This window comes from Paracoccus sp. DMF-8, from assembly GCF_029309835.1.
Lineage (GTDB): Bacteria > Pseudomonadota > Alphaproteobacteria > Rhodobacterales > Rhodobacteraceae > Paracoccus.
Genome location: NZ_JARJHL010000010.1, coordinates 520,667 through 545,586 on the forward strand (window position 1 = coordinate 520,667; position 24,920 = coordinate 545,586).

Genomic DNA, 24,920 nt, shown 5'->3' on the forward strand with positions numbered 1-24,920 from the left:
GCCGTTTTCTGCCCGCATCGGCCATTGGGACTGGTTGCGCTAACAGATACCTGTGACGTTGCGTCAGTGGCGCAGGGACAGATCCGCCCAGACCGGCAGGTGATCGGATGCGATGCGGGCGACCGGCGAATTCAGCACGCCGCTTTCGCCGACCTCGATGCCGGGCGACACGATGATCTTGTCATAGCGCAGCCGGGGAAAGGGTGCGGGCCAGCTTGGGCCAAGCGTGACCGGGCGCAGCGGCGACAGGGCTTCCAGTCCGCGGCTATCGTGCCATTCGTTGAAATCGCCGACGACGACCAGCTCGCGGTTTCCGATCCGTTCGGCCTGCCCGATGATCCGCGAAAGCTGTGCGCGGCGCGAGGATCGCATCAGCCCCAGATGGACCGCGATGACGGTCATGGCCTTCAGCCGCAGGGCCAGCGCGCCACGGGGTTCGACGCCGGGCAGGGGCAGGCGGCGGATCACCGCGCCATCGGCCAGTTCGGGGCGCACAAGGATCGTCTGCCCATGCCAGCCAAGCGAGTTTTCCCCGGTCCCCAGAAAGGGCACGGGCAGAAGCCCGGTGGTTTCATGGATCAGCTTGCGCGGCAGCGCCTCGGGGCGGGCGCCGTAACGATAGTCCACCTCTTGCAGGGCGACGATATCGGCGTCCAGTCCGGCGATGACCTCCAGATTGCGTTCCGGCGCATGGGGGCCGGTCACGCCACGGCATTTGTGCAGGTTGTAGCTGGCGATGCGAAGGCTTTGGGTCGGGGTCATCAGGCTTTCTGTGGGCTTTTTCGATCAGGTTCCGCAAAAGGTCCGGCGCACGATCTGGTCAGCGGTCGGTGCCAGCGCATATTCGTCCCATTCCGGGCGATCCTGCAATGGCTCATGCAGGGCCGCGTCCAGCCGGTGAAAGGGGGCGAAATCGTCATCGTCGCGCGCGGTCCTGATGACCGCCTCGATCTGGTGGTTGCGCGGAATGCGGCGCGGGTTCGCGGCGGCCATCAGGGCCTGCGGATCGGTTTCGGTCGCGATGCGCGCCTGCCAGTCGGCGTGCCACGGATCGAATGCCGCCGGATCGGCGAATTCCGCGCGCGCCGTGCCATCCGACAGCCCGGCAAAGGTTCGGGTGAAATCGGCGCGGCTTGCCGCCATCAGGGTCAGCAGCCGTTCGGCCAGCGCCCCGTCGGTGGCCGTCGGCGCGGCGATCCCCAGTTTCGCGCCAAAACGCTTCAGCCATTCCGCCTCGTAAATCGCGGGAAAGGCATGGACGGCGCGGGTCGCCTGTTCGACGGCCTGATCCTGATCCGCCCCCATCAAGGGCACCAGACAGGACGCCAGCTGCGCCAGATTCCAGACCGCGATATTCGGCTGCTCGATCCAGGCATAGCGCCCGCCCGTGTCGATCGAGGAAAAGACCGCGCGCGGGTCGAAGGCGTCGATAAAGGCGCAGGGACCATAGTCGATGGTTTCGCCCGACAGCGACATATTGTCGGTGTTCATGACCCCGTGAACAAAGCCCAGCCCCATCCAGCCCGCAATCGTCGCGGCCTGCGCGGCCACGACCGCCTGCAACAGTCCAAGCGCGCCATCGGCCTGCGGATAATGGCGGGCGATGACATGGTCGGTCAGCAGCCGCAGGCGTTCGACATCGCCGCGCACGGCAAAGAATTCGAATGTCCCGATGCGGATATGGCTGGCGGCGACGCGGGTCAGGATCGCGCCCGGCAGCACGGTTTCGCGGATCACCCTTTCGCCCGTGGTGATGGCGGCCAGCGCGCGCGTCGTAGGAATGCCGGCCGCGGCCATGAATTCGCTGACCAGATATTCGCGCAGCACCGGCCCAAGCCAGGCCCGCCCGTCGCCGCGCCGCGAAAACGGCGTCAGCCCGGCACCCTTCAACTGGATGTCAAAGCGCCCGCCGTCCGGGGCCACGACCTCGCCCAGCAAGACCGCGCGCCCGTCACCCAGTTGCGGCACGAAGCCGCCGAACTGATGGCCGGCATAGGCCTGCGCTATCGGTGCGGACCCATCCGGCAGGCTGTTGCCAGACAGCATCGCCAGCCCCTCGGGCCCGGCCAGCCAGTCGGGATCCAGCCCCAACCTTTCGGCCAGCGGCCGGTTCAGCGCGACCAGTTGCGGATCGGCCACCGGCGTCGGCGCGGTCCGGGTAAAAAAACCTGCGGGCAGGCGGGCATAACTGTTGTCAAAGGCGATCATGGCAATCCTCTTGCCTTCTATGTAGAGGGTGCGGCGCGAAAAACAATTCCGCAGATCGGCGGGCGGTCAGCCAGACCGGGGCCGCAACACCCGCCCCGGCCCTTGACGACAGGTGCCTCGAAGACAGCAGACAGGGGCCTTGAAGACAGGGCCATCAGCGCGTATCGCAGGTTGCAACGGTCGCGGCCCTTGGCCCGACAAGCTATCTGACGGGCGACAGCACCATGAAATTCCTTGATCTGGCCAAGGTCTATATCCGTTCGGGCGGGGGCGGCGCGGGTTGCGTGTCCTTCCGCCGCGAGAAATTCATCGAATACGGCGGTCCCGATGGCGGCGACGGCGGGCGCGGCGGCGATGTCTGGGCCGAAACGGTCGAGGGGCTGAATACCCTGATCGATTTCCGCTACCAGCAGCATTTCTTTGCGAAATCGGGCCAGCACGGCATGGGCGCGCAGCGCACCAGGGCCTCGGGCGACGATATCGTGCTGAAGGTCCCGGTCGGCACCGAAATCCTGGACGAGGATCAGGAAACCGTCCTCGCCGATCTGACCGAACCCGGCCAGCGCGTGCTGCTGGCCAAGGGCGGGAATGGCGGCTTCGGCAACCTGCATTTCAAAAGCTCGACCAACCGGGCGCCGCGCAATGCCAATCCGGGCCTGCCGGGGGTGGAACGCACGCTGTGGCTGCGGCTGAAACTGATCGCGGATGCCGGGCTGGTCGGCCTGCCCAATGCCGGGAAATCGACCTTTCTGGCCGCCGTCTCGAACGCCCGGCCCAAGATCGCGGATTATCCCTTTACGACGCTGCACCCGAACCTCGGCGTGGTCGGCGTCGATGCCCATGAATTCGTCATGGCCGATATCCCCGGCCTGATCGAAGGCGCGTCCGAGGGCAGGGGCCTTGGCGACCAGTTTCTGGGCCATGTCGAACGCTCGCGCGTGCTGCTGCATCTGGTCGACGGCACATCGGACGATGTCGCGGCCGACGCCCGCACCATCCTGACCGAGCTTGCGGCCTATTCCCCGGTGCTGGCCGCGAAACCGCGCATCACGGTGCTGAATAAAATCGACGCGCTGGACGATGACACCCGCGATGCGGCCCGCGCGGCGCTGGAAAGCGAAACCGGCGCCCCCGTCCTGATGATGTCGGGCGTCTCCGAGGTCGGCGTGACCGAGGTGCTGCGCGCCCTCTGGACCCGGATCGAGCCGACCCGGCACAAGACCGCCGGATCCCGGGAGCCGCAGAAATGGCAGCCCTGACCCCGGATCTGTCCCGCGCCCGCCGCCTCGTCGTCAAGATCGGCTCCGCCCTGCTGGTCGGGCCGGACGGGCTGAACGGTGCATGGCTTCAGGCACTGTGCGACGACGTCGCCGATGCCCGCCAGCGCGGCACCGATGTCGTGCTGGTCTCGTCCGGCGCCATCGCGCTTGGCCGCAAGGTGCTGGGCCTGCCCGCGGGCGCGCTCAGCGTTGAACAATCGCAGGCCGCCGCCGCCGTCGGCCAGATCCGCCTTGCCCGCGCCTACGAGGAAGCACTGGCCCCGCATGGCGTCAAGACCGCCCAGCTTTTGCTGACGCTGGACGACACCACCGACCGCCGCCGCTACCTGAACAGCCGTGCCACCATGCAAACCCTGCTGGGCCTTGGCGTCGTGCCCATCGTCAATGAAAACGACACGGTCGCGACCGACGAAATCCGCTATGGCGACAATGACCGGCTGGCCGCCCAGATCGCCGTGACCTGCGGGGCGGACCAGTTGCTGCTGCTCTCGGATGTCGACGGGCTCTATACCGCCAACCCGAAAACCGACCCGACCGCCCGCCACCTGCCCGTGATCGACCACATCACCCCGGAGATCGAGGCGATGGGCGGCGATCCCGTCTCGGGCATCTCGAAAGGCGGAATGAAAACCAAACTGCTGGCCGCCCGCACCGCCGTCGCCGGGGGCTGCGCCATGGCCATCGCCGAAGGCTCGGTCGCCAATCCGCTGGCCGCCGTCACCGCAGGCGCCCGCGTCACCTGGTTCCTGCCCGACACCGACCCCCGGGCCGCCCGCAAACGCTGGATCGCCGCCATGAAACCAAGGGGAGAGGTCCGCGTCGACGACGGCGCCGCCGCCGCCCTGAATCGCGGCAAATCGCCCCTGCCCGCAGGCGTTACCGCGGTCAGCGGCGATTTCGGACGTGGCGAACCCGTCGCCATCCTCGATCTGCGCGGCAACCATATCGGCTGCGGCCTGATGCGCTATTCCTCGACCGAGGCCAGCGAGATCGCAGGCCACCGCAGCGACGAAATCACCACGATCCTCGGCTATCCCGGCCGCGCCGCGCTGATCCACCGCGACGACATGGTCATCTGACCCCGGCTTTCTTCATCACCAAAATACCCCGGGGTCCGGGGCAGCGCCCCGGTCCGGCAGATCCGCCGGAAACGCCCTCAGGCCAGGGTGACTGCCGAACGGCGATGCCGTTCCAGACGCCGCAACTGGGACAGATGCACTGCCTCGGGGCCGGGTTCGGGCAGGGACAGGACCCGCTGGCGCAGGAACTCGATCCCCTCCTCGCTGCGCAGCGGGATCGTCGCCGGGTCGATTGCGGCGCCGACAGTCACGCGATAGGTCTGACCGGCCTTGTTCAGCAATTCGTTGAACAGGGTGACGTCGCGCACGGTCGGGTGGATGGCATCCAGCAGATAGAACAGCAGCGAATTGCGGGCGCGTATGCGCAGGGGAATGACCGGGACAGCGAATTTTCGGGCGATCATCGCCGCGCTGGCCATCCAGGGACGTTCCTGCAGCTCGAACCCCTCGCGCTTGGCCAGACGACCCGAGGGGAAGATCAGCCCGATCCGCCCCCGCTCCAGCGCGTCGCGGGTGTAATCCATGGTGGCGCGGGTCTTGGCATGGCTGCGCTTTTCCAGCCGCCATTCGACCGGCGCGATCAGATCGGCCATCTGCGGCAGCACGCGCAGGATGTCCTGATTGGCATAGATGAACAGATCGTCGCGCAGCGCAGAAATGATGTGATTCAGGATCACCCCGTCGGCGATGCCCGTAGGATGGTTCGACACGATCAGCGCCGGACCCGAGGCCGGGATGTTTTCCAGCCCCGAAACCCGCATGTCATGGGCGATCAGCATGGCGACGCGGCGCATCAACTCCTGCGTGGGCAGGTCGCGATATTCCTCGGCCAGCTTCAGCGTGCGGGGATAGCGCAACAGGCGCATCAGCACATGGCGGGCCACGCCATGGTGCCATTTTCCGGAAAACAGCCAGGGCGCCCGCTCGTGGATAAGCGGTTCGATCCGGGCGCGCATCTCGTCCTGGGCTTTCATGTCACCACTATTGCCGTTGCATTGTGACAGTCGCAAGAGCGATCCGGGTCATGTCACGCCCCGGCGGCAAGGATACGCGTAACCATTTCCGACGTGTTGCGCGACAGGCCGGGCACATCGGCGATGCGCTGCAAGGCGGCGCGGGCCCGGGCGCGCAGGTTGTCGTCATGCCGCGTCCAGGTTTCAAAGGCCGTCGACATGCGGGCGGCGGTTTGCGGATTGACCGGATCCAGACGGATCAGCCAGTCGGCATAGAAATCATAACCCGCCCCGTCTGCCCGGTGAAAAGCCGCATGATTCGCCGACAGGCCGCCCAGCAGGGCACGGAAACGGTTGGGGTTCTTCCAGTCGAAATCCGGGCGCGCGGCCAGATCGCGGGCGCGCTCGACCGCCGTTTCGGGGTTGGCGCGCAGGGGCTGGACCATGAACCACTTGTCCATGACCAGCCGGTTGTCGGAAAATTCGTGGCGGAGCAGTTCCAGCGCCTCGCGGTCATTGCCGCAGGCGACCAGCTGGCCAAGCGCGCCAAAGCGTTCGGTCATACTGCTGGCGGTGCCGAACAGGACAAAGGCCCGCTCGCCCCCGTCGATGCGCGACAGCAGCGACAGGCAGGCCAGCCGCAGGCTGCGCCGCGCCGCACCGGCGGCATCGGGGCGATAGGGCTCTTCCTCGATCGTGGCATCATACAGCGCCGACAGCGCGGCGCCGTGGCGGCTGGCCAGATCGCGCAGATAGGTTTCGCGCGCGACATGGATCGCGGCAGGGTCGGGGGTGTCGCCGCGCGCGGCGATGGCGGTGGCGATCTCATCCTCGCCGGGCAGGCCAAGGCACAGCGCGGCAAAGGCCGGATCGGTCAGGGCATCGGCCAGAACCTGCGTCGTCGCCTCGATATGACGCTCCGCCGCCGCGCCTGAAATCCGCGCGATCAGGCTGTCCAGCGCCAGATCATGGCCCGCCTCCCACCGGGTAAAGGGATCGGTGTCATGGGCCAGCAACAGCGCCTGCTGATCGGCGGATATCTGGCGGCTGACCGTCACCGGCGCCGAAAAGCCGCGCAGCAGCGACACCACCGGACGCGCGCCCAACCCGTCAAAGCTGAATTCCTGCTGCGCTTCGGTCATTTCCAGAACCGTGGTCGGCAGGACCTCATCGCCATTCGGGCCGATCAGGCCAAGCGCGATGGGGATGACGCGGGCGGGCTTGTCGGGCTGGCCGGGCGTCGGCGCGGTATGCTGCGCGAACCGCAGGGTCAGGCGACCGTCCTGCCAGTCCTCAACCATCGTCAGGCGCGGGGTGCCGGCGTCGGTATACCAGTGCTTGAACTGCGACAGATCGCGGCCGGTCGCGTCCTGAAAGACCGCCAGCCAATCCTCGATCGTGCAGGCCTGACCGTCGTGGCGGTCGAAATACAGGTCCAGCGCGGATCTGTAACCGTCATCGCCGACCAGCCGTTTCAGCATGCCGATGACCTCAGCACCCTTTTCATAGACAGTCGCGGTATAGAAGTTGTTGATTTCCTGATAGTGATCGGGGCGCGGTGGATGGGCCAGCGGGCCCGCGTCCTCGCGGAACTGGCGGCCGCGCAGCAGTTGCACATCGCCGATGCGCTTGACCGCCGCGCTGCGCATGTCGCTGGTGAATTGCTGGTCGCGAAACACCGTCAGCCCTTCCTTCAGGCAGAGCTGGAACCAGTCGCGGCAGGTGATGCGGTTGCCGGTCCAGTTGTGGAAATATTCGTGCCCGATCACGCCCTCGATCCGTTCGTAATCCAGATCGGTCGCGGTTTCCGCGCTGGCCAGAACCAGTTTCGAGTTGAAGATGTTCAACCCCTTGTTTTCCATGGCGCCCATGTTGAAATCATCGACGGCGACAAGGTTGAAGACATCCAGGTCATATTCGCGGCCATAGACCTCTTCGTCCCATTTCATCGACTTTTTCAGCGATTCCATCGCGAAACCGGCATATTCCTGATCGCCCGGACGGGTGCGGACATGCAGGTCGACATGGCGGCCCGATGCGGTGGTGAAGCTGTCCGAAACCGCGACCAGATCGCCCGCGACCAGCGCGAACAGATAGGCGGGTTTGGGCCATGGGTCGTGCCAGGTGGCGACGCCATCCTGCTGGCTGACCGGGTTGCCATTCGACAGCAGCACCGGCAGGTCCGAGCGGATCGTGACGCGGAAGGGCGCCATCACATCGGGGCGGTCGGGATACCAGGTGATCTTGCGAAACCCCTGCGCCTCGCATTGGGTGCAGAACATGCCGCCCGACAGATACAGCCCTTCCAGCGCGGTATTGGTTTCGGGGTCGATCAGCACCTCGGCCATGAAGGTGAAATCATCCCCCGGCAGCGCGTCGGAGGCGATGATCAGTTGTTCGTCCTGAATGCGGAATTGCGATTCGGTCAGCGGCAGCCCGTTGATCGCGATGACCTGAGAGTTCAGCCCGACGCCGTCCAGAACCAGATCGCCCGGCAATTCGCGGTGAAACCCGATGCCCGACCGCACCCGCGTGCCCCGTGGCGCAAGGTCAAACTCCAGACGGGTTTCGGTGATCCGGAAGGGATAGGGTTGCCAATCTGCCAGATAATGGGTTTCGGCCATGTCGGATCTCCGCCGGGGATTGCCAATTTATGTCACGCGGGTCGGGAACCTGCGCCCTGCCAGACTGTTACCCCCAGGCAGGAAGGCTCGCAAGACGTCGAAAGGGTGCAGCTTTTCTGTTGCCTTGTGCCGCTTGTTCGGGCAGCACGGTAGCTGACCTGTTGAAAACACAAGAGGAAGAAGATGACTCATACCGATCCGAATGAGCCCCATCGGCCTGTCGATCCCAGTGACCGCACGCCGCCCGCGACCGAAACCTATGTCGAGCCGGTGGAAACCCGTTCCTCTCCTCTGCCGCTGATCATCGGCATTCTGCTGGCGCTGGCCGTGGCCTATTTCGTGCTGCAGTATTTCCTGAACAAGGATGCCGTTGTCACGACCGATGAGCCTGCCGCCGTGACCGCACCGGAAACGCCCGCAGAAACGCCTGCCGAAACCCCGGCGGCAGAGGCCCCGGCCGTGGATCCCGCACCCGCCGCCGAACAGGCTTCCGAGGCTGCGGATGACGCAGCCGCCGCTGCCGAAAGTGCCGCCGATGCCGCCGAAACGGCCGTGACCGAAGGCACCGAGGCTGCGGGTCAGGCGGCCGATGCCGCCGCCAGCGCCGCAGAAGAGGCCGCAGCCGATGCCGAAGCCGCCGCCCAGACCGCCGTCGAGGCGGCCGAGGACGCGGCCGAGACCATGGGCACCGCCGTCGAAGATGCGGCAAGCGATGCGGCGCAGGCTGCGGGCGAAGCGGCGGATGCTGCCGGTCAGGCCGCCGATGATGCCGCTGATGCGGCACAGACCGCCGTCGAAAACGCGGCCGATGCCGTCGATGATGCGACCTCGACCACCACGACTCCGGCGCCGGGCAACTAGGCCCCGGGGCACAGTTGAACGCTTTGCGCCGTGCCGGGAAACCGGCGCGGTGCCTTTGTTTTGATCACGGCTTTGCCCGGCCTTTCGCAGGGCGCAGCGAATTGTTCACAATCGTATACCGTTCTGTTGCAAGCCTGACCCGATTGTCCTAGCAAGGCGGCGTCAATTCGTTTGGAGGCAAAGCCATGGAACGCGTCGAAAAGGCCGGTCTGCGTGTCGAAAAGGTGCTGGCGGATTTCATCACCGACCGCGCCCTGCCGGGCAGCGGCATCGACCCCCGCCATTTCTGGGAGGGCCTGTCGGCCCTGTTGCATGATCTTGGCCCGAAAAACCGCGCGCTGCTGGACCGGCGCGAAACCCTGCAGGCGCAGCTTGACGCCTGGCATGTCGAACATCGCGGTCGGGACATCGACCCTGCCGCCTATCGCGCCTTTCTGGAAAGCATCGGCTATCTGGTGCCGCAGGGCGCGGATTTCACCATCGACACCCCTGAAACCGATCCGGAATTCGCCAGCATCGCCGGCCCGCAACTGGTCGTGCCGATCACCAATGCGCGCTATGCGCTGAACGCGGCCAATGCGCGTTGGGGCAGCCTGTATGATGCGCTTTACGGCACCGATGCGCTTGGCGATCTGCCTGAGGGCAGGGGCTATGACGCCGGACGCGGCGCCCGCGTGATCGCCTGGGGTCGCGATTTTCTGGACAAGGCCGCGCCCTTGGCCAGCGGCTCCTGGGCGGATGTCGCGGGGCTTTCGGTCGCGAACGGGGCGCTGGAACCGGCGCTGCGCGATCCGGCGAAATTCGCGGGCCATATCGGTGATGCGGCGAATCCTTCGGATGTGTTCCTGCGCAACAACGGGCTGCTGATCCGCATCCGCTTTGACGCGACGACCCCGGTCGGCCAGCAGGACAAGGCCGGGATTTCCGATCTGGTCATCGAAGCCGCCCTGTCCGCGATCATGGATTGCGAGGACAGCGTGGCCTGCGTCGATGGCGAGGACAAGGCGCTGGCCTATGGCAACTGGCTGGGCCTGATGCAGGGCACCCTGTCCGAAGCCGTTGAAAAGAATGGCAAGACCTTTACCCGCAGGCTGGCCGATGATGTCACCGCGACCGGCCCTGACGGCCAGCCCGTGACCTTCCGGGGCCGCGTCGTCATGCTGGTGCGCAATGTCGGCCATCTGATGACCACGCCCGCCGTGCTGGACCGCAACGGCGATGAGGTGTTCGAGGGGCTGCTGGATGCCGCCGTCACCACGCTTTGCGCGCTGCATGACCTGAAACGCGACAGCGGCACCCATAACAGCGCCACCGGGTCGGTCTATGTCGTGAAGCCCAAGATGCACGGCCCCGAAGAGGTCGCCTTTGCCGTCGAGATATTCGACCGGGTCGAGGATCTGCTGGGCCTGCCGCGCAACACCGTCAAGCTGGGCATCATGGACGAAGAACGCCGCACCAGCGCCAACCTTGGCGAATGTATCCGCGCGGCCAAGGATCGCATCGCCTTTATCAACACCGGTTTCCTTGACCGGACGGGCGACGAATACCACAGCTCGATCGAGGCCGGGCCGATGCTGGCCAAGGGCGAGATGCAGGGGCAGCCATGGATCACCGCCTATGAAAACCGCAATGTCGATATCGGTCTGGCCTGCGGCCTGTCGGGCCGCGCGCAGATCGGCAAGGGCATGTGGGCCGCGCCCGACCTGATGGCCGCCATGCTGGAGCAGAAGATCGCCCAGCCCAGGGCCGGGGCGAATACCGCATGGGTGCCCAGCCCGACGGCGGCAGTGCTGCATGCGACGCATTACCATCAGGCCGATGTCTTTGCGATCCAGCGCGAACTGGCCGCCAACCCGCGCGGCCCGCAACTGGATGAATTGCTGCACATCCCGCTGACCGCCGGCCGCAATTACAGCGAGGCCGAAATCACCGCTGAAATCGAAAACAACTGCCAGAGCATTCTGGGCTATGTCGTGCGTTGGGTCGATCAGGGCATCGGCTGTTCCAAGGTGCCCGATATCCATGATGTCGCCCTGATGGAGGACCGCGCCACGCTGCGCATCTCCAGCCAGCAACTGGCGAACTGGCTGCTGCATGGCGTGGTCAGCGAAGGTCAGGTGATGGACGGGCTGCGCAAGATGGCCGTGATCGTGGACCGCCAGAACGCAGGCGATCCGCTGTATCGCCCGATGGCGCCGGGCTATGACGGCGTGGCCTTTCAGGCGGCCTGCGATCTGGTGTTTCTGGGCCGCGTCCAGCCCTCGGGCTATACCGAACCGGTCCTGCATGCCCGCCGCCTGCAGGCCAAGGCCGAGACGCGCGCGTGATCGGCCGGCTTGCCGCGCTGCCGCAGCTCTGGCTGGCCGTTTTCGGCCTGACCAGCCTGCTGATCGGCTGGTCGGTGGACCTGCGCCTGCCGCTATGGGCGCAATATCCGGGCTGGCCGGTCTTTGTGACCGGCATCGCCCTGATGGTTTGGGCCACCGCCACGATGGCCTGGGCCGGGACGACATTCATGCCGGGACAGGTGCCGTCGCGGCTGGTGACATGGGGACCGTTCAGCTTTTCGCGCAACCCGATCTATCTGGGCGATCTGCTGGTTCTGGGGGGCTTTCTGCTGATCTTCGACGCGGCGGGGGGCCTGATCCTGCTGCCGATGTTCGTGATTTTCCTGACGCAGCGCTTTATCCTGCAGGAAGAGGCGACAGCCCGGCAGGCCTTCGGCAGCGCCTATGACGCCTATGCGGCGCGGGTCCGGCGCTGGATCTGAAACGTCATTGCTGTCGTCTATGGCAGATTCTGCGTCGCTTTCGGCTTATCGGCGGATATTCATGCGGCGATCTGCAGCAGCGCGCTCGGGCGCTGGCTGCGCGCGCATGGCCCGGTTTGCACCATGTATCTGGTAATTTGCATTATAATCGTTGTGCAAGTATCTGAATGATATTAAATTTTTGTGGTAATCGACTCTTTCGCAAACTTTGGGATTAGGACTATTTGACAGGGGTTTTCCCGCAAAATCGGGCCGTTTTGACTGCCGTCACGTCAGTCGCGGCCTTGTGATGGCGCTACAGGCGGTGCTACAGCTTGCCGGACTGCGGACAAAAGGGGGGCGCGATGAAAATCGGTGCACTTAGGGAACTGCAGGACGGCGAGAATCGTGTCGCGATCACGCCATCCTCTGCGGCCCATCTGAAGAAACTGGGGTATGAGGTTTTCGTCGAAAGCGGCGCGGGTGCGCGTGCGGGTTTCAGCGACAAGGCCTATGAGGATGCCGGTGTCACTGTCGACCGGACGCCCGCAGAGCTGGTTGGCGATGTCGACGTCGTCGTCAAGGTTCGCCCGCCAAGCGAGGCGGAAATCGGCAATATGCGTGCCGGCCAGACGCTGATTTCCTATTTCCTGCCGGCGCAGAATGCCGATCTGCTGGAAGCCGCGCGCAAGCAGGGCATCACGGCGATCGCCATGGACATGGTCCCGCGCATCAGCCGCGCGCAGAAAATGGACGCGCTGTCGTCCATGGCCAATATCGCGGGCTATCGCGCCGTGATCGAGGCCGCGAACAATTTCGGCCGTTTCTTCACCGGTCAGGTGACGGCGGCGGGCAAGGTGCCGCCGGCCAAGGTTCTAGTGATCGGCGCGGGTGTGGCCGGTCTGGCGGCGATCGGCGCCGCGACCAGCCTTGGCGCGCAGGTCTATGCCTTTGACGTTCGTCCCGAAGTGGCCGAGCAGATCGAATCCATGGGCGCGGAATTCGTCTATCTGGATTTCGCCGAACAGCAGACCGATGGCGCGGCGACGGGCGGCTATGCGGCGCCCTCCAGCCCGGAGTTCCGTGAAGCGCAGCTGAAGAAATTCCGCGAACTGGCGCCCGAGATGGACATTGTCATCTCGACCGCGCTGATCCCGGGCCGCGATGCGCCGGTCCTGTGGACCCGCGACATGGTCGAGGCGATGAAGACGGGTTCCGTCATCGTCGACCTTGCCGCCGAACGCGGCGGCAACTGCGAACTGACCGTCCCGGACGAGCGTTTCGTGACCGACAATGGCGTGGTGATCATCGGCTATACCGATTTTCCGTCGCGCATGGCGGCGCAGTCGTCGGAACTTTACGGCAACAACATCCGCCACATGATGGCCGACCTGACGCCCGGCAAGGACGGGCAGGTTGTCCAGAACATGGAAGACGACGTCATCCGCGGTTCGACCGTGGCCCATGACGGCGATGTGACCGCAGCCGCCCCCGCCGCCGAAAGTGGCCGCGATTGCCGCGCAAAAGCCCGAGGAAAAGGTCAAGGAACTGACCCCCGAGGAAAAACGCGCCAAGGAAATCGCCGCCTTCAGGGCGCAGACCAAATCGCAGGTGACCCTGCTGGCGGTCGGCGCCGCGCTGATGCTGCTGGTCGGCATCTATGCGCCCGCGTCCTTCCTGTCGCATTTCATCGTGTTCGTGCTGGCCTGCTTCGTCGGCTTCCAGGTGATCTGGAACGTCAGCCATTCGCTGCACACGCCGCTGATGGCGATCACCAATGCGATTTCGTCGATCATCATCGTCGGCGCGATCCTGCAGATCGGCTCAGGGTCCTGGCTGGTCGTGGTGCTGGCCGCCGCATCGGTGCTGATGGCGGGCGTCAACATCTTTGGCGGCTTCCTGGTCACGCGCCGGATGCTTGCCATGTTCCAGAAGTCGTAAGGAGAGGTTGATGGAATACGGATTTTCCACCGCCGCTTATGTGGTCGCGGCCGTCCTGTTCATCCTCTCGCTTGGGGGGCTTTCGGGACAGGAAAGCGCGAAACGCGCGGTCTGGTATGGCATCGCCGCCATGGCGCTGGCGGTTGTCGCCACGCTGATCGGGCCGGGTTCGGGCAACTGGCTGGTGACCGTGGTCATGCTGCTGATCGGCGGCTCCTTTGGCTGGGTCGTGGCCAAGCGCGTCCAGATGACGGAAATGCCGCAACTGGTTGCCGCGATGCACAGCCTTGTCGGTCTGGCGGCCGTTCTGATCGGCTTCAATGCCCAGTTCGAACTGGGCTGGATCGACGCGCTGCGCGCGCAACTGTCGCCGGATGCGCTGATGAATGCCGCGGCGACCGATCCGGCGGCGATCGAGCGTCTGACCAGACGGCTTGAGGAGCTGACCGGCTTCACCGCCGTTCTGGCCCACAAGACCGCCGCCGAAATCGCCATGCTGAAGGTCGAGGTTTTCCTGGGCATCTTCATCGGTGCGGTGACCTTTACCGGTTCGATCGTCGCCTTTGGCAAGCTCGCGGGCAAGATCGACGGCAAGCCGCGCAAACTGCCGGGCGGCCATGCGCTGAACGCCGGTGCGGCGATCCTGTCGGTGGTCTTCGGCGTGCTTTACTGCGCCGATATCGGCTCGCCCGTGCTGTGGCTGGTGATCGTGACGCTGCTGGCCTTCTTTATCGGCTATCACCTGATCATGGGCATCGGCGGCGCCGACATGCCGGTCGTCGTGTCGATGCTGAACAGCTATTCCGGTTGGGCGGCTGCGGCCATCGGCTTTACGCTTGGCAATGACCTGCTGATCGTCGTCGGCGCGCTGGTCGGCTCCTCGGGTGCGATCCTGTCCTATATCATGTGCAAGGCGATGAACCGCAATTTCATCAGTGTGATCCTGGGCGGCTTTGGCGGTGAAACCGGCCCCGCGATGGAGATCGAGGGCGAACAGGTGGCCATCGACGCCGATGGCGTCGCCGCCGCGCTGAACGATGCCGATGAGGTCATCATCGTTCCGGGTTACGGCATGGCGGTGGCGCAGGCACAGCAATCGGTCAGCGAACTGACCCGCAAGCTGCGCGCCAAGGGCAAGAACGTCCGCTTTGCGATCCACCCGGTCGCGGGCCGTCTGCCGGGCCACATGAACGTGCTGCTGGCCGAGGCCAAGGTGCCTTATGACATCGTGCTGGAGATGGATGAGATCAACGAGGATTTCCCCTCGACCGATGTGGTGATCGTCATCGGCTCGAACGACATCGTGAACCCGGCCGCACAAGAGGACCCGAATTCGCCCATCGCGGGGATGCCGGTTCTGGAAGTGTGGAAGGCCAAGCAGGTCTTCGTGTCGAAACGCGGTCAGGGCACCGGCTATTCGGGCATCGAGAACCCGCTGTTCTACAAGGAAAACACGCGCATGTTCTATGGCGATGCCAAGAAATCCATCGATGCGCTGCTGCCGATGATCGACTGATCGCCGGTTGCAGGGAAAAGGAAAAGGCGGGCCCTGCGGCCCGCCTTTTTCGTTGCGTCGGTTATATTTCATTGGGTTTGATACCGGCGTTTCAGATGGTTTGATACGCGAAGAGCCGGGAAGTCTCGCGGTTGTCGGAGACGGTCGCGGGTTGTTGCGGAAGCGCGATGGCGCTGCGCCCAACGGTGGACCGTTGCGGGGTGGACGCGGTGCGCGGGCGGGAAGTGAGCGGCGATCTTGGCGGCAATCTGGTGTTAGGTCAGGCGGTCGATTCGGGTGAGGATAAAGTCTTGTAGCGCCTGATTGCTGTCGATGATCGACGGGACGCCGGATCGGTGTTGGCGGCGATGCTCGGTCACAGGCATGTCGCAGGGCCGCAGATCCGGCAGGCGGCTTTCCAGATGCGATTGTCGCAGTTCGGTCATGGCATGGGCGAGACGGTCGAGCGATGCACAGGCGATGCTGATTTCGGTCAGGGCCATGTCGATGGAGGTAAGGGGATCAAACTTACTCATGCGAGCAACTCCGATAGATCACCGATAACCAGATCCTCGATTCGCCCCCTGTCGTCATCCGACAGGCCAAGGAACGGGCGGGCCAAGGGATGGGCGGGCGGGGATGCCGCGATCCTCATCCCCGAACTGACGAGACTGTCCGATATTTTGTGTTCTGACGCTATTTGTCAGGCCATTGGGCAGCGTTCTTCGAAGATGATGGCGATCTGGCTTCTGACAGCGTGCCATTCGCGCACCGATATCTTCCACTCGGTCGATGTCGCATTGAGCGCCAGCCAGATCAATTTCGCCGCTGCGTCGTCGCCTGGGAAGTGGCCGCGGGCTCTGACGGCGCGGCGGATTTTCGAGTTCAAGGCCTCAATGGAATTCGTGGTGCAGATCGCTTTGAGTGCGGCGGCGACGGCCTTGCGGTCCTTGTCACTGGCGAAGTTCATGGACTGGCGCAGGAGGTGAACAATACAGGTCTGAATCCGCGTCCGGGGAAAGGCCGCCCCGGATAGCCCGAGGGAAGCCCTTCAGCCCGTCCCGACGGCGATGAGAATGTCCTGGACAGCTCTGTTGCGCAGGTCGCCGAGAACCCTGGCCCAGAACTTCGCGCCCTCATTGGCCTGGAACCACAGGCCCAGAACGTCCCGCGTGCCGTCCGGCAAAACTGCCAGAGCCACGAAGACCGCCTTGTTCGACACGGCCCCGTCGGTCCGGATATTGACCCCGATCGCGTCCATGAAGACGATCGGACAGCAGGGCTCCAGCGGGCGGTTCTGCCAGCTGCTGACCTTCTCCATGACCGCGTCGGTGATCGCCGAAATCAAGCCCGGCGACGCCTCGATGCCGTAGATTTCTTCTATGTAACCCTGGATCTCGCGGGTCGTCATCCCCCGGGCATACATGCTGACGATCTTGCGGTCGAACCCGGGAAAGCGGCGCTGATATTTGGCGATCAGCAGCGGATCGAAACTGCCGTTGCGGTCGCGGGGAATGTCCAGGACCACCTTGCCACTGTCGGTGGTCACCGTCTTCCGGCTGCGCCCATTGCGGCGGTTGAGAGGCTGGGTCTGGCCCTCAGGCGCTTCTTCTGCCTGCTCTTCATCGAGATGGATGCCATCTCTGTGTTCAACGCAGGTTCCGCCAGCGCCTTCGTCAGTTCCGCCAGGATGCCGGCCTTGCCAAACAGAGCGCCAGGCGAGCGACCTTCCATCAGCAGGTCCAGCAGGTCTTTGTCGATGCTCATATGTGGGTCTCCTCTCAGAGCAGTTACCACGTCAGCGCACAAAATTCAGGATAGTCCCTGCGGCCCGCATTTCGGCGTCGGCGAGATGGCCGTTGGCGACCTCCGCCTGTGAAACTGCAACACGCGCAGCTTTTCGATACTTCGCCGCATCCCCTGCGCCGTTTACGCTGCCGTAAACACCCGCTTTAACCGGCATGATATCCTTGCAGATCAGATGCCCGCGATCATCGAAGGCGACAGCGGGCGCGTCGAAGTTGTCAGGATCGCGACCAATCAGGATCTGGCCTTTGCCGTGCCATGCCATCATGTCCTGTTAAGTTTCCGGCCCGCCATAAGTCCAATGGTCGATCTGAACACGCCCCCAACGGCCCACCGAGGCGGGCATATAGATCAGCCCGGTATAATAAGGTCATGTCGCAGTTGGACGGCGGAGAATGCGATCTGCAAGACCGGACTGGAAAACCTGTTCATAGGATCGCCCGCCCGCGCCTTGCCCTTCGCGGTTGTGGCGGTCGATCTCGCGCCGAACCACGTTTTCCAAGATAGAAAACGGCACCGGGGCCACATCGTGGCGGGGCACATGGCCAGCATGGGCACCCTTGAAATCCGGCCGGTCGTCGATCACCCGCGACAGGGTGGCGAAGGTCCGCTCCGCGATCTTCGCCCGCGCGTTCTTCGGTATCGCAAATGTCAGATCGATCCCAAGATGGTAGCAGACGCCCAACGGCTTCACACCGGGCTGACCCTTAGCCTTGCCACGCCATTTGAATTTGGCCGAAGCTGTCGCCATTGTGCGAAAACCTCTCGGAACTCGGAAAAATTTCTGAAGAACAAGCTGTGGGGCGTGGACGAAACAGCCCGAACTCTTGACAATAATCCATTGATTTTTAATGATGTGTCGCCCGTCGATTTGCGAGAAAACAGCCCGGCTGGGGTTCTGCGCATCAAACCCTGTGAGACGCCTCAGCGTTCCGCAGCGGGATTCGTCGGGGGAAAGCGGCGCGGTTTCGATCCGCGTGGCGGTTCGGGCAGGTGGTGCGGATATGGAAAGGGCGGGCTTGCGCCCACCCTTTCGTTGCGTCCCGCGACCTGACGGGGGTTCAGATCAGGGGGTGATGATGATCGGCGTGCCGTCCTGAACCATCGCATAGATGTCTTCGACCTCTTCGTCGGTGACGGCGATGCAGCCTGCGGTCCAGTCGCGTCTTTGCTTTGCCAGCACGCGCCCTTCGGGGCCCAGACCGTGGATGAAGATATCGCTGCCGGCGTTGCGGCCCAGTGTCAGGGCGCGGATGGTGTCCTGTTCGTTCGGATAGGACACGCCGATCGACAGGTGGTAGCGGCTGTTGGGGTTGCGGCGGTCGATGTAATAGACGCCTTCGGGCGTGCGGCCGTCGCCTTCGAAATTCTTGTGCCCGGCGGGCGCGAAGCCAAGGCCGACATCATAGACCTTGAGTGCGCGATTGCCGTTCAGCAGATACATCCTGCGCTGCCCCTTGTTCACCAGAACCGAGGTCACGGGGGGGCCGTTATAGGTCTTGAACCTGCTTGGCGTGGGCGAGCAGGCGGTCAGCGCGGCCAATACGCCCCCCGCCAGCAAAGTCCTGCGCGTCGTGATCATGGTGATATCCGCCTGTCCCTTGTTTTGTTCCAATTTGCCCGTTGCGGGCTGCTGCTGCAATGATGCGAAGATCACGAATTCCTGATCTGCCGCAGGGCTTCGCCACCCCAAAGCCGGAAGCCGCGCAACCTTCCCGCCCATCTGTGACATAAAATACCGCAACCGCCCGACCGCCCGTGCCCGCGCTGCGAATTTCGCTTTTGTTTGGGCGGGGCTGCTGGATAATGCAGCGCATGGATACTTCGGCAGAACACCCGCTTCGCTACGCTTTGGTCAACGAATTGCACGCGCGCCCGTCGCCCCGGCTGACGGCGCCGACGACGGTCGTCTATCTGGCCTTCAAGGAACCGCGCGATGCCGCGAACCGCGACCGCGCGCGCGATGCGGCGCATCTGACCGATCTCAGCCGCCGGCATGGGGCGCCGATGCCCGATATTTCCGCCGGGCATCATATGACGCGGCTTGGCCGCTATGAGCTGCGATGGGAAAGCCATACCGAATTCGTGACCTATGCCGCCTTTACCGAAGGGCTGCCGCAGCGCCCCTTTGACCCGGCGGTGGCGGCGGTCTTTCCCGATGACTGGCAGCAATCGGCACCGGGCAGGCGCATTGCCGCCGTCATGGTCCAGGTCGATTTCCTGCCCGACGACCCTGCCGACATCCAGCCGAAACTGGCCGAGTGGTTCGTGCGCGACAGCACCACGGCGGTCTGGGTCGTCGATGAGGCCGCCATCGTGGCGGGCGATTTCCGCATTGATCCGGCAGGCTGGATGCGCTTTGCGCTGTTCGTGCGCCGCGATGTCGGGCCGGGGCGCGTCGGCCGCATCGTCCAGCGCATCCTGGAACTGGAAACCTACCGCGCCATGTCGATGCTGGGGCTGGGCCGCGCGCGGCAGTTGACCGCGCAGCTGAACGCGCTGGACCCCGAACTGAACGAGATCGTGCAGGGCATGGGCGGGGAAAACCGCAGCCCCGAAACGACGCTGAACAGCCTGCTCTCGGTGTCGGGCAAGCTGGAGGCGGCGGCGGCGGAACATGATTTCCGCTTTGGCGCGACGGCCGCCTATGAGGCCATCGTCATGGACCGTATCCGCGTCCTGCGCGAGACCCGCTTTGCCGGGCGCCAGATGCTGACGGAATTCATGGCCCGCCGCTATGCGCCTGCGATGCGGACCGTGAAATCGGCGGAAAAGCGGCTGAATGTCATGCTGGACCGATCCGAGCGCGCGGGCGAATTGCTGCGCACCAGCGTCGATGTTCAGCGCAGCGAACAGAACCAATTGATCATGAAACGCATGGACCGCCGCGCCGATCTGCAACTGCGTCTGCAACACACGGTCGAAGGCCTGTCGGTCGTCGCCATCAGCTATTACGCGCTTGGGCTGGCGGGCTATGCGATCGCGCCGATTGCGCATGAGCTGGGCGTGGACAAGGGCGTGATGATCGCCCTTCTGACGCCCTTGGTCATTCTGGGGGTCTGGCTGGCGATGCGCCGGATCAAGGCGCGGCTGCATCAGGATGGGGACGACCACCACTAGACAGGTCGCGGCGTGCTTGGCATGACGATCCCGACGGAAACGAAAGGGGATGTCATGTCGAAACTGCTGCGGATGTATGGGCTGGATTATTGCTCGACCTGCCAGAAGGCGCAGGCCGCGCTGGAAGAAGCGGGCTGGAGTGTCGATTTCCGCGATGTCAAGAAACAGCCCCTGTCCGGCGAGGAATGGGACGACCTGCTGGCCCAATTCGGCGAAAAGCTGGTCAATCGCGCCAGCCTGACATGGCGCGGCATGTCCGAGGATGAACGCGCCCAGCCCCCGGTTCAGATGCTGCTGGCGAAATCGTCGCTGGTCAAGCGTCCGGCAATTGCGGCGGGCGATCTGCGCCTGCTGGGCTGGACCGCCAATGTCAAACGCGCGCTTGGCCTGCCTGCCTAGACGACATAGCGGTCGCGGCGGTGGTTGATCGCGATGACCAGATTGACCACCACCGCGCCCATCAGCGACCAGGCCACGATCCGCCAGTCGCGGATGGCAAAGGCCCAGGCAAACAGGCAGGCGTCAAAGATCATCTGCGTCCAGCCCGCGCGAAAGCCGGTGCGGTCCTGCAGATACAGCCCCAGAATGCCGATCCCGCCAAGCGAGGCGCCGTGGCGAAACAGCGCCAGCAGCCCCGCCCCGGTGACAAAGCCGAACAGCAAGGCGCCGACGCCCGGCGCCAGATGCGCGAACTGCAATCCCTGCGGCAGGACCGTGACGATCAGCGACAGGGCGCTGACGGCGATAAAGGACTTGATCGTGAAACCCAGCCCGAAACGGCGATAGCCCAGCCAGTAAAAGGGCAGGTTCACCGCGAAAAAAATCGGCGCGAAATCCCATCCCGTCGAATAGGAAATCAGGATCGCCAGCCCCGCCGTCTGGCCGGTGACAAAGCCCAGATGTGTCAGGATCAGGACCCCCACGGCCGCCATGAAGCTGCCAAAGGCCAGCCCCTGCGCATCGTCGATCAGGCTGTGGAATTCGGGATGGGCGCTGTCTTTTGCCATGACCGGTTTCTGGCGCGGCCCCGCTGCGACCGCAAGGGGGCCGGCCCGGAATTTCCGGCCCGGCCAGGGTTATCCCCGATCAGTCAAAGGCGCGGTCGGTGATGGTCGTCACATAGGCCCCTTCGGGCGCCTTGGTGATGACCGGGTCCGAGCCGCCCGACATCAGCGTATCGACGGTGCGCTGGTAATCGGCCACGTCCAGAACCCCGGTCGAGCCTTCGGTCAGCTTGGCTATTTCCTGTGCCATGCGGATCTGATGTTCCAGCGTCTGCGCGCCGGTTTCGTCGTTTTCCAGAACGATTTCGGCGGCCTCCTCGGGGTTGGCCGCGGCATATTCAAAGCCTTTCATGGTCGCGCGCACGAAACGGACCAGCGCGGTGACCTTGGGCTTGTCCTGCAGGGTGGATTCCAGAACATACAGCCCGTCTTCCAGCGTGGCGACGCCCTGATCCTCGTATTTGAAGGTCACCAGATCATCGGCCGAAATCCCCGCATCCAGCACCTGACCGAATTCGTTATAGGTCATGGTCGAAATGCAGGCCGCCTGTTTTTGCAGCAGCGGATCGACGTTGAAGCCCTGTTTCAGCACCGTGACGCCTTCCGGCCCGCCATCGGTCGACAGGCCCAGATGGTTCATCCATGACAGAAAGGGATATTCATTGCCGGAAAACCAGACGCCCAGGGTCTTGCCCCTGAAATCGGTTTTCGGGTCGGTGATGCCGGTTTCCTTCAGGCAGGTCAGCATCATCCCCGAGCTTTTGAAGGGCTGGGCGATATTGACGATGGGCAAGCCCTTTTCGCGCGCGGCCAGCGCGGCGGGCATCCATTCGACCACGACATCGGCGCCACCGCCTGCCAGAACCTGCACCGGGGCGATATCGGGACCGCCCGGCTTGATCGTGACATCCAGACCTTCCTCTTCGTAAAAGCCCTTGTCCTTGGCGACGTAATAGCCGTCGAACTGGGCCTGCGTCACCCATTTCAGTTGCAGGGTCAGGGGCAGGGGATCTTCGGCCCAGGCCGCGCCGCCCAGCAGTGCCAGCGTGGCCACAGTGGTTGCCAGTGTCTTCATACTCTCTCTCCTGTTGGGGCGCGTTTGGTGGCGCCTTGTTATCTGTCCTGTTGTCTGCGTTGCGACGGGTGCCAGAATGTCACGCGGCGTTCGATGAATGCCACAATGCCATAGAAGGCGGTTCCGGCAAGGGCCGCGACAAGGATCTCGGCCCAGACCAGCGCGATATTCAGCTGCCCCACCGCGGTCGAGATGCGAAAGCCCATGCCGCGCGTCGGGCTGCCAAAGAACTCGGCGACGATGGCGCCGATCAGGGCCAATGTCGTGGTGATCTTCAACCCGTTGAACAAAAAGGGCAAAGCGGCGGGCAGGCGCACATGCACCAGCGCGTGCCAATAGCCCGCGCTCCATGTCGCCATCAGGTCGCGTTGCAGCGGATCGGTGGCGGCCAGCCCGGCGACCATGTTCACCAGAATCGGAAAGAACACCATGACGACGACCACGGCGGCCTTGGACTGCCAGTCGAAACCGAACCACATCACCAGGATCGGGGCGATGCCGACGATGGGCAGGGCGGCCACGAAATTCCCGATCGGCAGCAGCCCGCGCTGCAAAAAGGCCGAGCGGTCGATGGCGATGGCGGTGGCGATCGCCGCCAGCGCGCCGATGATCCAGCCGGTCAGCGCGCCCTTGATGATCGTCTGGACGAAATCGCCCCAAAGCAGGGGGATGTTGCCGGTGAATGCCGCCCAGATCCGGCTTGGCGGTGGCAGGATGACGGCGGGCACGGCATAGATCCGCACCGCCATTTCCCAAAGCAGCAGGATCGTCGCGCCAAAGATCGCCGCGACCAGCGGCCCGATCCAGGGGGCATGCAGTCGGGACAGCCACGCATTCACGCCCAGTGCCGCCAGCCAGACCGCAATCAGGGGCAGCGCCGCGATCATCGTGCCAACCCCATGCGGCGCAGGGTGACGCGCTCGACCGCGGTGATGACGACGACCAGCACCGCGGCCAGCCCGGCGGCCATGAACAGTGCCGACCAGATCTGGATGGTCTGGCCGTAATAGCTGCCCGACAGCAGCCGCGCGCCCAGACCCGCCGTCGCCCCTGCGGGCAATTCGCCGACGATGGTGCCGACCAGCGCCGCCGCGACCGCGACCTTGAGGCTGGCGAACAGATAGGGCATGGCCGAGGGCAGCCGCAGCCGCCAGAACACCTGTGCCGCGCTGGCGCTCCATGATCGCATCGGGTCAAGCTGCATGGCGTCGGGCGTGCGCAGCCCCTTGACCATGCCGACCAGCACCGGGAAAAGCGACAGCCAGGCCGCGATCACCGCCTTGGGCATCAGCCCGGTCACGCCCATGCTGGCAAAGACGACGATGACCATGGGCGCAATCGCCAGGATCGGCACGGTCTGGCTGGCCACGGCCCAGGGCATGACCGACAGGTCCATGGCCCGGTTATGGGTGATGCCCACGGCCAGCAGGATGCCCGCCAGACTGCCGATGGCAAAGCCCGCCAGCGTGGCCGACAGCGTGACCCAGGCGTGCCAGACCAGACTGCGTTTCGTGGTGACCTTCTGCCCCGCGATCCCGTCCCACAGCCCCATCGCGACCTGATGCGGCGCGGGCAGAACCGGGCGGTCAAGGCTCGGCGTCTGGCGGATCAGATCGCCCGTGGTCAGAACCGTATCGGCCCGCGCGGCCTGATCGCGCACCCATGGCGCATTCATCCAGACGGCGGCCAGATACCAGATCACCATGATCGCCAGCAGCACCATCAGAATCGGCAGCGCGGTCCGTAGGGTGGGGTTCACCCCACCGCTTGTTTGCGCCGCCGCATCAGTCGTAGGAATGCCCCAGACGCAGACCTTCGCGGACCTGCTGGGCAATGTCGATGAACTCGGGCGTGTCGCGGATTTCCAGCGGCCGGTGACGCGGTAAAGGGCTGTCGATGACCCGGGTGATGCGGCCGGGACGGGGCGACATGACGACGATCTTCGTCGACAGATAGACCGCCTCGGGGATGGAATGGGTGACGAAAGCGATGGTCTTCCGGGTCTTGGCCCACAGTCCCAGCAGCGCCCGGTTCAGCCGGTCGCGGACGATTTCATCCAGCGCGCCGAAAGGCTCGTCCATCAGCAGGATATCCGCGTCAAAGGACAGGGCCCGCGCGATGCTGGCCCGCTGCTGCATCCCCCCCGAAAGCTGCCAGGGATATTTCCCGCCGAAACCCGACAGTTCGACCAGATCCAGCACCCGGGCGACACGCTCCGCCCGTTCCGCTCTGGAAAACCCCATGATTTCCAGGGGAAGCGCGATATTCCCCGAAATCGTGCGCCACGGATACAACCCCGGCGCCTGAAAGACATAACCATAGGCCCGCGCGCGGCGCGCCTCGTCCGGGGCCTGCCCATTGATGCTGATCCTGCCCCCGGTGGGCGTTTCCAGGGCGGCAATCGTGCGCAGGAATGTCGTCTTGCCGCAGCCCGAAGGCCCGATGAAACTGACGAAATCGCCCCGGTCAATGGTCAGGTTGACGTCCTTCAGTGCATGGACCGGGCCATCGGCGGTCTGGAATGTCAGGTCGATGCCCTGTGCAGAGATAACGGGTTCAGGCATCTCTGGACTGCACCTTGCCCTGGCAGATGACCTGCCCACCGGTTTCCTTTTCGACAAGATCGCGCAGGTTCAGCAGGCCGCCGACCGCCTTTTCCAAGGCGCTTCTCAATGCCTGGTCATGTTCGGGACGAAAATCGCCGCCTTTGGTCGGTTCGCCGCAT

21 protein-coding genes and 2 pseudogenes are annotated in these 24,920 nt (G+C 64.4%); 9 read left to right on the forward strand and 14 right to left on the reverse strand.

What is annotated here, in order from left to right; translation table 11 throughout:
- Positions 1 to 63: 63 nt before the first annotated feature.
- Together PE067_RS09840 and PE067_RS09845 are read right to left on the reverse strand one after the other, a co-directional pair.
- Positions 64 to 762 carry an endonuclease/exonuclease/phosphatase family protein gene (locus PE067_RS09840; RefSeq protein ID WP_276189207.1) on the reverse strand — a complete coding sequence of 233 codons (699 nt, stop codon included), beginning with the start codon at positions 760 to 762 and terminating at the stop codon, positions 64 to 66.
- Positions 763 to 786: 24 nt separating this feature from the next.
- Entirely contained in the window at positions 787 to 2,208 is a 1,422-nt protein-coding gene (locus PE067_RS09845) for a protein adenylyltransferase SelO family protein (protein ID WP_276189209.1), read from the reverse strand.
- Positions 2,209 to 2,432: 224 nt separating this feature from the next.
- Here PE067_RS09845 and obgE point away from each other — a divergent pair, with 224 nt between their 5' ends.
- Together obgE and proB are read left to right on the forward strand one after the other, a co-directional pair.
- Positions 2,433 to 3,467, forward strand: a complete 1,035-nt coding sequence (gene obgE / locus PE067_RS09850) for a GTPase ObgE (RefSeq protein ID WP_276189211.1) — start codon at positions 2,433 to 2,435, stop codon at positions 3,465 to 3,467.
- The gene (proB, locus tag PE067_RS09855) at positions 3,455 to 4,567 is read left to right on the forward strand and encodes a glutamate 5-kinase (protein WP_276189213.1); all 1,113 of its coding nucleotides are present in this window, start codon (positions 3,455 to 3,457) and stop codon (positions 4,565 to 4,567) included. The genes obgE and proB overlap by 13 nt, the downstream gene beginning before the upstream one ends.
- 77 nt (positions 4,568 to 4,644) lie before the next feature.
- Here proB and PE067_RS09860 read toward each other — a convergent pair whose 3' ends face one another.
- Both PE067_RS09860 and pepN read right to left on the reverse strand, forming a co-directional pair.
- A complete protein-coding gene (locus PE067_RS09860) occupies positions 4,645 to 5,541 on the reverse strand; it encodes a lysophospholipid acyltransferase family protein (RefSeq protein WP_276189215.1) in 897 nt (298 codons plus the stop codon).
- Between the two features lie 53 nt (positions 5,542 to 5,594).
- Positions 5,595 to 8,144 (reverse strand): aminopeptidase N, encoded by a 2,550-nt coding sequence (gene pepN / locus PE067_RS09865; RefSeq protein WP_276189217.1) that lies wholly within the window; start codon positions 8,142 to 8,144, stop codon positions 5,595 to 5,597.
- A gap of 183 nt (positions 8,145 to 8,327) precedes the next feature.
- On the opposite strand from pepN, the gene PE067_RS09870 reads away from it, so the two are divergent.
- The 5 genes and pseudogenes from PE067_RS09870 (at position 8,328) to PE067_RS09890 (ending at position 15,211) form a co-directional block, all read left to right on the forward strand.
- Complete coding sequence (locus PE067_RS09870; protein ID WP_276189219.1) at positions 8,328 to 9,005, forward strand: hypothetical protein; 678 nt, start codon at positions 8,328 to 8,330, stop codon at positions 9,003 to 9,005.
- Positions 9,006 to 9,190: 185 nt separating this feature from the next.
- Positions 9,191 to 11,332 carry a malate synthase G gene (locus PE067_RS09875; protein ID WP_276189221.1) on the forward strand — a complete coding sequence of 714 codons (2,142 nt, stop codon included), beginning with the start codon at positions 9,191 to 9,193 and terminating at the stop codon, positions 11,330 to 11,332.
- Positions 11,329 to 11,775 (forward strand): isoprenylcysteine carboxylmethyltransferase family protein, encoded by a 447-nt coding sequence (locus PE067_RS09880; RefSeq protein ID WP_276189223.1) that lies wholly within the window; start codon positions 11,329 to 11,331, stop codon positions 11,773 to 11,775. The genes PE067_RS09875 and PE067_RS09880 overlap by 4 nt, the downstream gene beginning before the upstream one ends.
- Positions 11,776 to 12,119: 344 nt before the next feature.
- Positions 12,120 to 13,695: pseudogene (locus PE067_RS09885) on the forward strand (Re/Si-specific NAD(P)(+) transhydrogenase subunit alpha).
- Positions 13,696 to 13,705: 10 nt separating this feature from the next.
- Complete coding sequence (locus PE067_RS09890) at positions 13,706 to 15,211, forward strand: NAD(P)(+) transhydrogenase (Re/Si-specific) subunit beta (RefSeq protein WP_276189225.1); 1,506 nt, start codon at positions 13,706 to 13,708, stop codon at positions 15,209 to 15,211.
- A 254-nt stretch (positions 15,212 to 15,465) separates the two neighbouring features.
- Here the strand turns inward: PE067_RS09890 and PE067_RS09895 are convergent, their stop codons facing one another.
- The 5 genes and pseudogenes from PE067_RS09895 to PE067_RS09915 form a co-directional block, all read right to left on the reverse strand.
- Positions 15,466 to 15,726 (reverse strand): hypothetical protein, encoded by a 261-nt coding sequence (locus PE067_RS09895; protein WP_276189227.1) that lies wholly within the window; start codon positions 15,724 to 15,726, stop codon positions 15,466 to 15,468.
- Between the two features lie 167 nt (positions 15,727 to 15,893).
- Positions 15,894 to 16,957 (reverse strand): annotated as a pseudogene (locus PE067_RS09900) (IS256 family transposase).
- Between the two features lie 31 nt (positions 16,958 to 16,988).
- Positions 16,989 to 17,261: a hypothetical protein gene (locus tag PE067_RS09905; RefSeq protein WP_276189229.1), complete on the reverse strand. Its 273-nt coding sequence runs from the start codon at positions 17,259 to 17,261 to the stop codon at positions 16,989 to 16,991.
- A 105-nt stretch (positions 17,262 to 17,366) separates the two neighbouring features.
- Positions 17,367 to 17,747, reverse strand: a complete 381-nt coding sequence (locus PE067_RS09910; protein ID WP_276189231.1) for a hypothetical protein — start codon at positions 17,745 to 17,747, stop codon at positions 17,367 to 17,369.
- 315 nt (positions 17,748 to 18,062) lie between these two features.
- The gene (locus tag PE067_RS09915; protein ID WP_276189233.1) at positions 18,063 to 18,578 is read right to left on the reverse strand and encodes a L,D-transpeptidase family protein; all 516 of its coding nucleotides are present in this window, start codon (positions 18,576 to 18,578) and stop codon (positions 18,063 to 18,065) included.
- Between the two features lie 233 nt (positions 18,579 to 18,811).
- On the opposite strand from PE067_RS09915, the gene PE067_RS09920 reads away from it, so the two are divergent.
- Both PE067_RS09920 and PE067_RS09925 read left to right on the forward strand, forming a co-directional pair.
- On the forward strand, positions 18,812 to 20,116 hold the full coding sequence (locus PE067_RS09920; RefSeq protein ID WP_276189235.1) for a DUF3422 domain-containing protein: 1,305 nt from the start codon (positions 18,812 to 18,814) through the stop codon (positions 20,114 to 20,116).
- A 54-nt stretch (positions 20,117 to 20,170) separates the two neighbouring features.
- Complete coding sequence (locus tag PE067_RS09925; protein ID WP_276189237.1) at positions 20,171 to 20,515, forward strand: ArsC/Spx/MgsR family protein; 345 nt, start codon at positions 20,171 to 20,173, stop codon at positions 20,513 to 20,515.
- Here PE067_RS09925 and PE067_RS09930 read toward each other — a convergent pair.
- From PE067_RS09930 to PE067_RS09950, 5 genes are all read right to left on the reverse strand, one after another.
- The gene (locus tag PE067_RS09930; RefSeq protein WP_276189239.1) at positions 20,512 to 21,123 is read right to left on the reverse strand and encodes a YitT family protein; all 612 of its coding nucleotides are present in this window, start codon (positions 21,121 to 21,123) and stop codon (positions 20,512 to 20,514) included. The genes PE067_RS09925 and PE067_RS09930 overlap by 4 nt on opposite strands.
- A 79-nt stretch (positions 21,124 to 21,202) precedes the next feature.
- Complete coding sequence (locus PE067_RS09935; RefSeq protein WP_276189241.1) at positions 21,203 to 22,195, reverse strand: ABC transporter substrate-binding protein; 993 nt, start codon at positions 22,193 to 22,195, stop codon at positions 21,203 to 21,205.
- 38 nt (positions 22,196 to 22,233) lie between these two features.
- A complete protein-coding gene (locus PE067_RS09940; protein WP_276189242.1) occupies positions 22,234 to 23,082 on the reverse strand; it encodes an ABC transporter permease in 849 nt (282 codons plus the stop codon).
- Positions 23,079 to 23,918, reverse strand: coding sequence for an ABC transporter permease (locus PE067_RS09945; protein ID WP_276189513.1), 840 nt, complete (start codon positions 23,916 to 23,918; stop codon positions 23,079 to 23,081). Before PE067_RS09945 ends, PE067_RS09940 begins: the two co-directional genes overlap by 4 nt.
- 61 nt (positions 23,919 to 23,979) lie before the next feature.
- Positions 23,980 to 24,759, reverse strand: a complete 780-nt coding sequence (locus PE067_RS09950) for an ABC transporter ATP-binding protein (RefSeq protein ID WP_276189243.1) — start codon at positions 24,757 to 24,759, stop codon at positions 23,980 to 23,982.
- Positions 24,760 to 24,920 lie beyond the last annotated feature (161 nt).

What these genes read in the sequence shown, in the direction of transcription:
- PE067_RS09905 (WP_276189229.1), bottom strand. Translation starts at nt 17,261, where the DNA reads ATGGCATGGCACGGCAAAGGCCAGATCCTGATTGGTCGCGATCCTGAC.
- PE067_RS09895 (WP_276189227.1), bottom strand. Translation starts at nt 15,726, where the DNA reads ATGAGTAAGTTTGATCCCCTTACCTCCATCGACATGGCCCTGACCGAA.
- PE067_RS09840 (WP_276189207.1), bottom strand. Translation starts at nt 762, where the DNA reads ATGACCCCGACCCAAAGCCTTCGCATCGCCAGCTACAACCTGCACAAA.
- PE067_RS09930 (WP_276189239.1), bottom strand. Translation starts at nt 21,123, where the DNA reads ATGGCAAAAGACAGCGCCCATCCCGAATTCCACAGCCTGATCGACGAT.
- PE067_RS09935 (WP_276189241.1), bottom strand. Translation starts at nt 22,195, where the DNA reads ATGAAGACACTGGCAACCACTGTGGCCACGCTGGCACTGCTGGGCGGC.
- PE067_RS09870 (WP_276189219.1), top strand. Translation starts at nt 8,328, where the DNA reads ATGACTCATACCGATCCGAATGAGCCCCATCGGCCTGTCGATCCCAGT.
- PE067_RS09920 (WP_276189235.1), top strand. Translation starts at nt 18,812, where the DNA reads ATGGATACTTCGGCAGAACACCCGCTTCGCTACGCTTTGGTCAACGAA.
- PE067_RS09860 (WP_276189215.1), bottom strand. Translation starts at nt 5,541, where the DNA reads ATGAAAGCCCAGGACGAGATGCGCGCCCGGATCGAACCGCTTATCCAC.
- PE067_RS09950 (WP_276189243.1), bottom strand. Translation starts at nt 24,759, where the DNA reads ATGCCTGAACCCGTTATCTCTGCACAGGGCATCGACCTGACATTCCAG.
- PE067_RS09940 (WP_276189242.1), bottom strand. Translation starts at nt 23,082, where the DNA reads ATGATCGCGGCGCTGCCCCTGATTGCGGTCTGGCTGGCGGCACTGGGC.
- PE067_RS09915 (WP_276189233.1), bottom strand. Translation starts at nt 18,578, where the DNA reads ATGATCACGACGCGCAGGACTTTGCTGGCGGGGGGCGTATTGGCCGCG.
- pepN (WP_276189217.1), bottom strand. Translation starts at nt 8,144, where the DNA reads ATGGCCGAAACCCATTATCTGGCAGATTGGCAACCCTATCCCTTCCGG.
- PE067_RS09925 (WP_276189237.1), top strand. Translation starts at nt 20,171, where the DNA reads ATGTCGAAACTGCTGCGGATGTATGGGCTGGATTATTGCTCGACCTGC.
- PE067_RS09910 (WP_276189231.1), bottom strand. Translation starts at nt 17,747, where the DNA reads ATGGCGACAGCTTCGGCCAAATTCAAATGGCGTGGCAAGGCTAAGGGT.
- PE067_RS09845 (WP_276189209.1), bottom strand. Translation starts at nt 2,208, where the DNA reads ATGATCGCCTTTGACAACAGTTATGCCCGCCTGCCCGCAGGTTTTTTT.
- PE067_RS09945 (WP_276189513.1), bottom strand. Translation starts at nt 23,918, where the DNA reads ATGGTGCTGCTGGCGATCATGGTGATCTGGTATCTGGCCGCCGTCTGG.
- obgE (WP_276189211.1), top strand. Translation starts at nt 2,433, where the DNA reads ATGAAATTCCTTGATCTGGCCAAGGTCTATATCCGTTCGGGCGGGGGC.
- PE067_RS09890 (WP_276189225.1), top strand. Translation starts at nt 13,706, where the DNA reads ATGGAATACGGATTTTCCACCGCCGCTTATGTGGTCGCGGCCGTCCTG.
- proB (WP_276189213.1), top strand. Translation starts at nt 3,455, where the DNA reads ATGGCAGCCCTGACCCCGGATCTGTCCCGCGCCCGCCGCCTCGTCGTC.
- PE067_RS09875 (WP_276189221.1), top strand. Translation starts at nt 9,191, where the DNA reads ATGGAACGCGTCGAAAAGGCCGGTCTGCGTGTCGAAAAGGTGCTGGCG.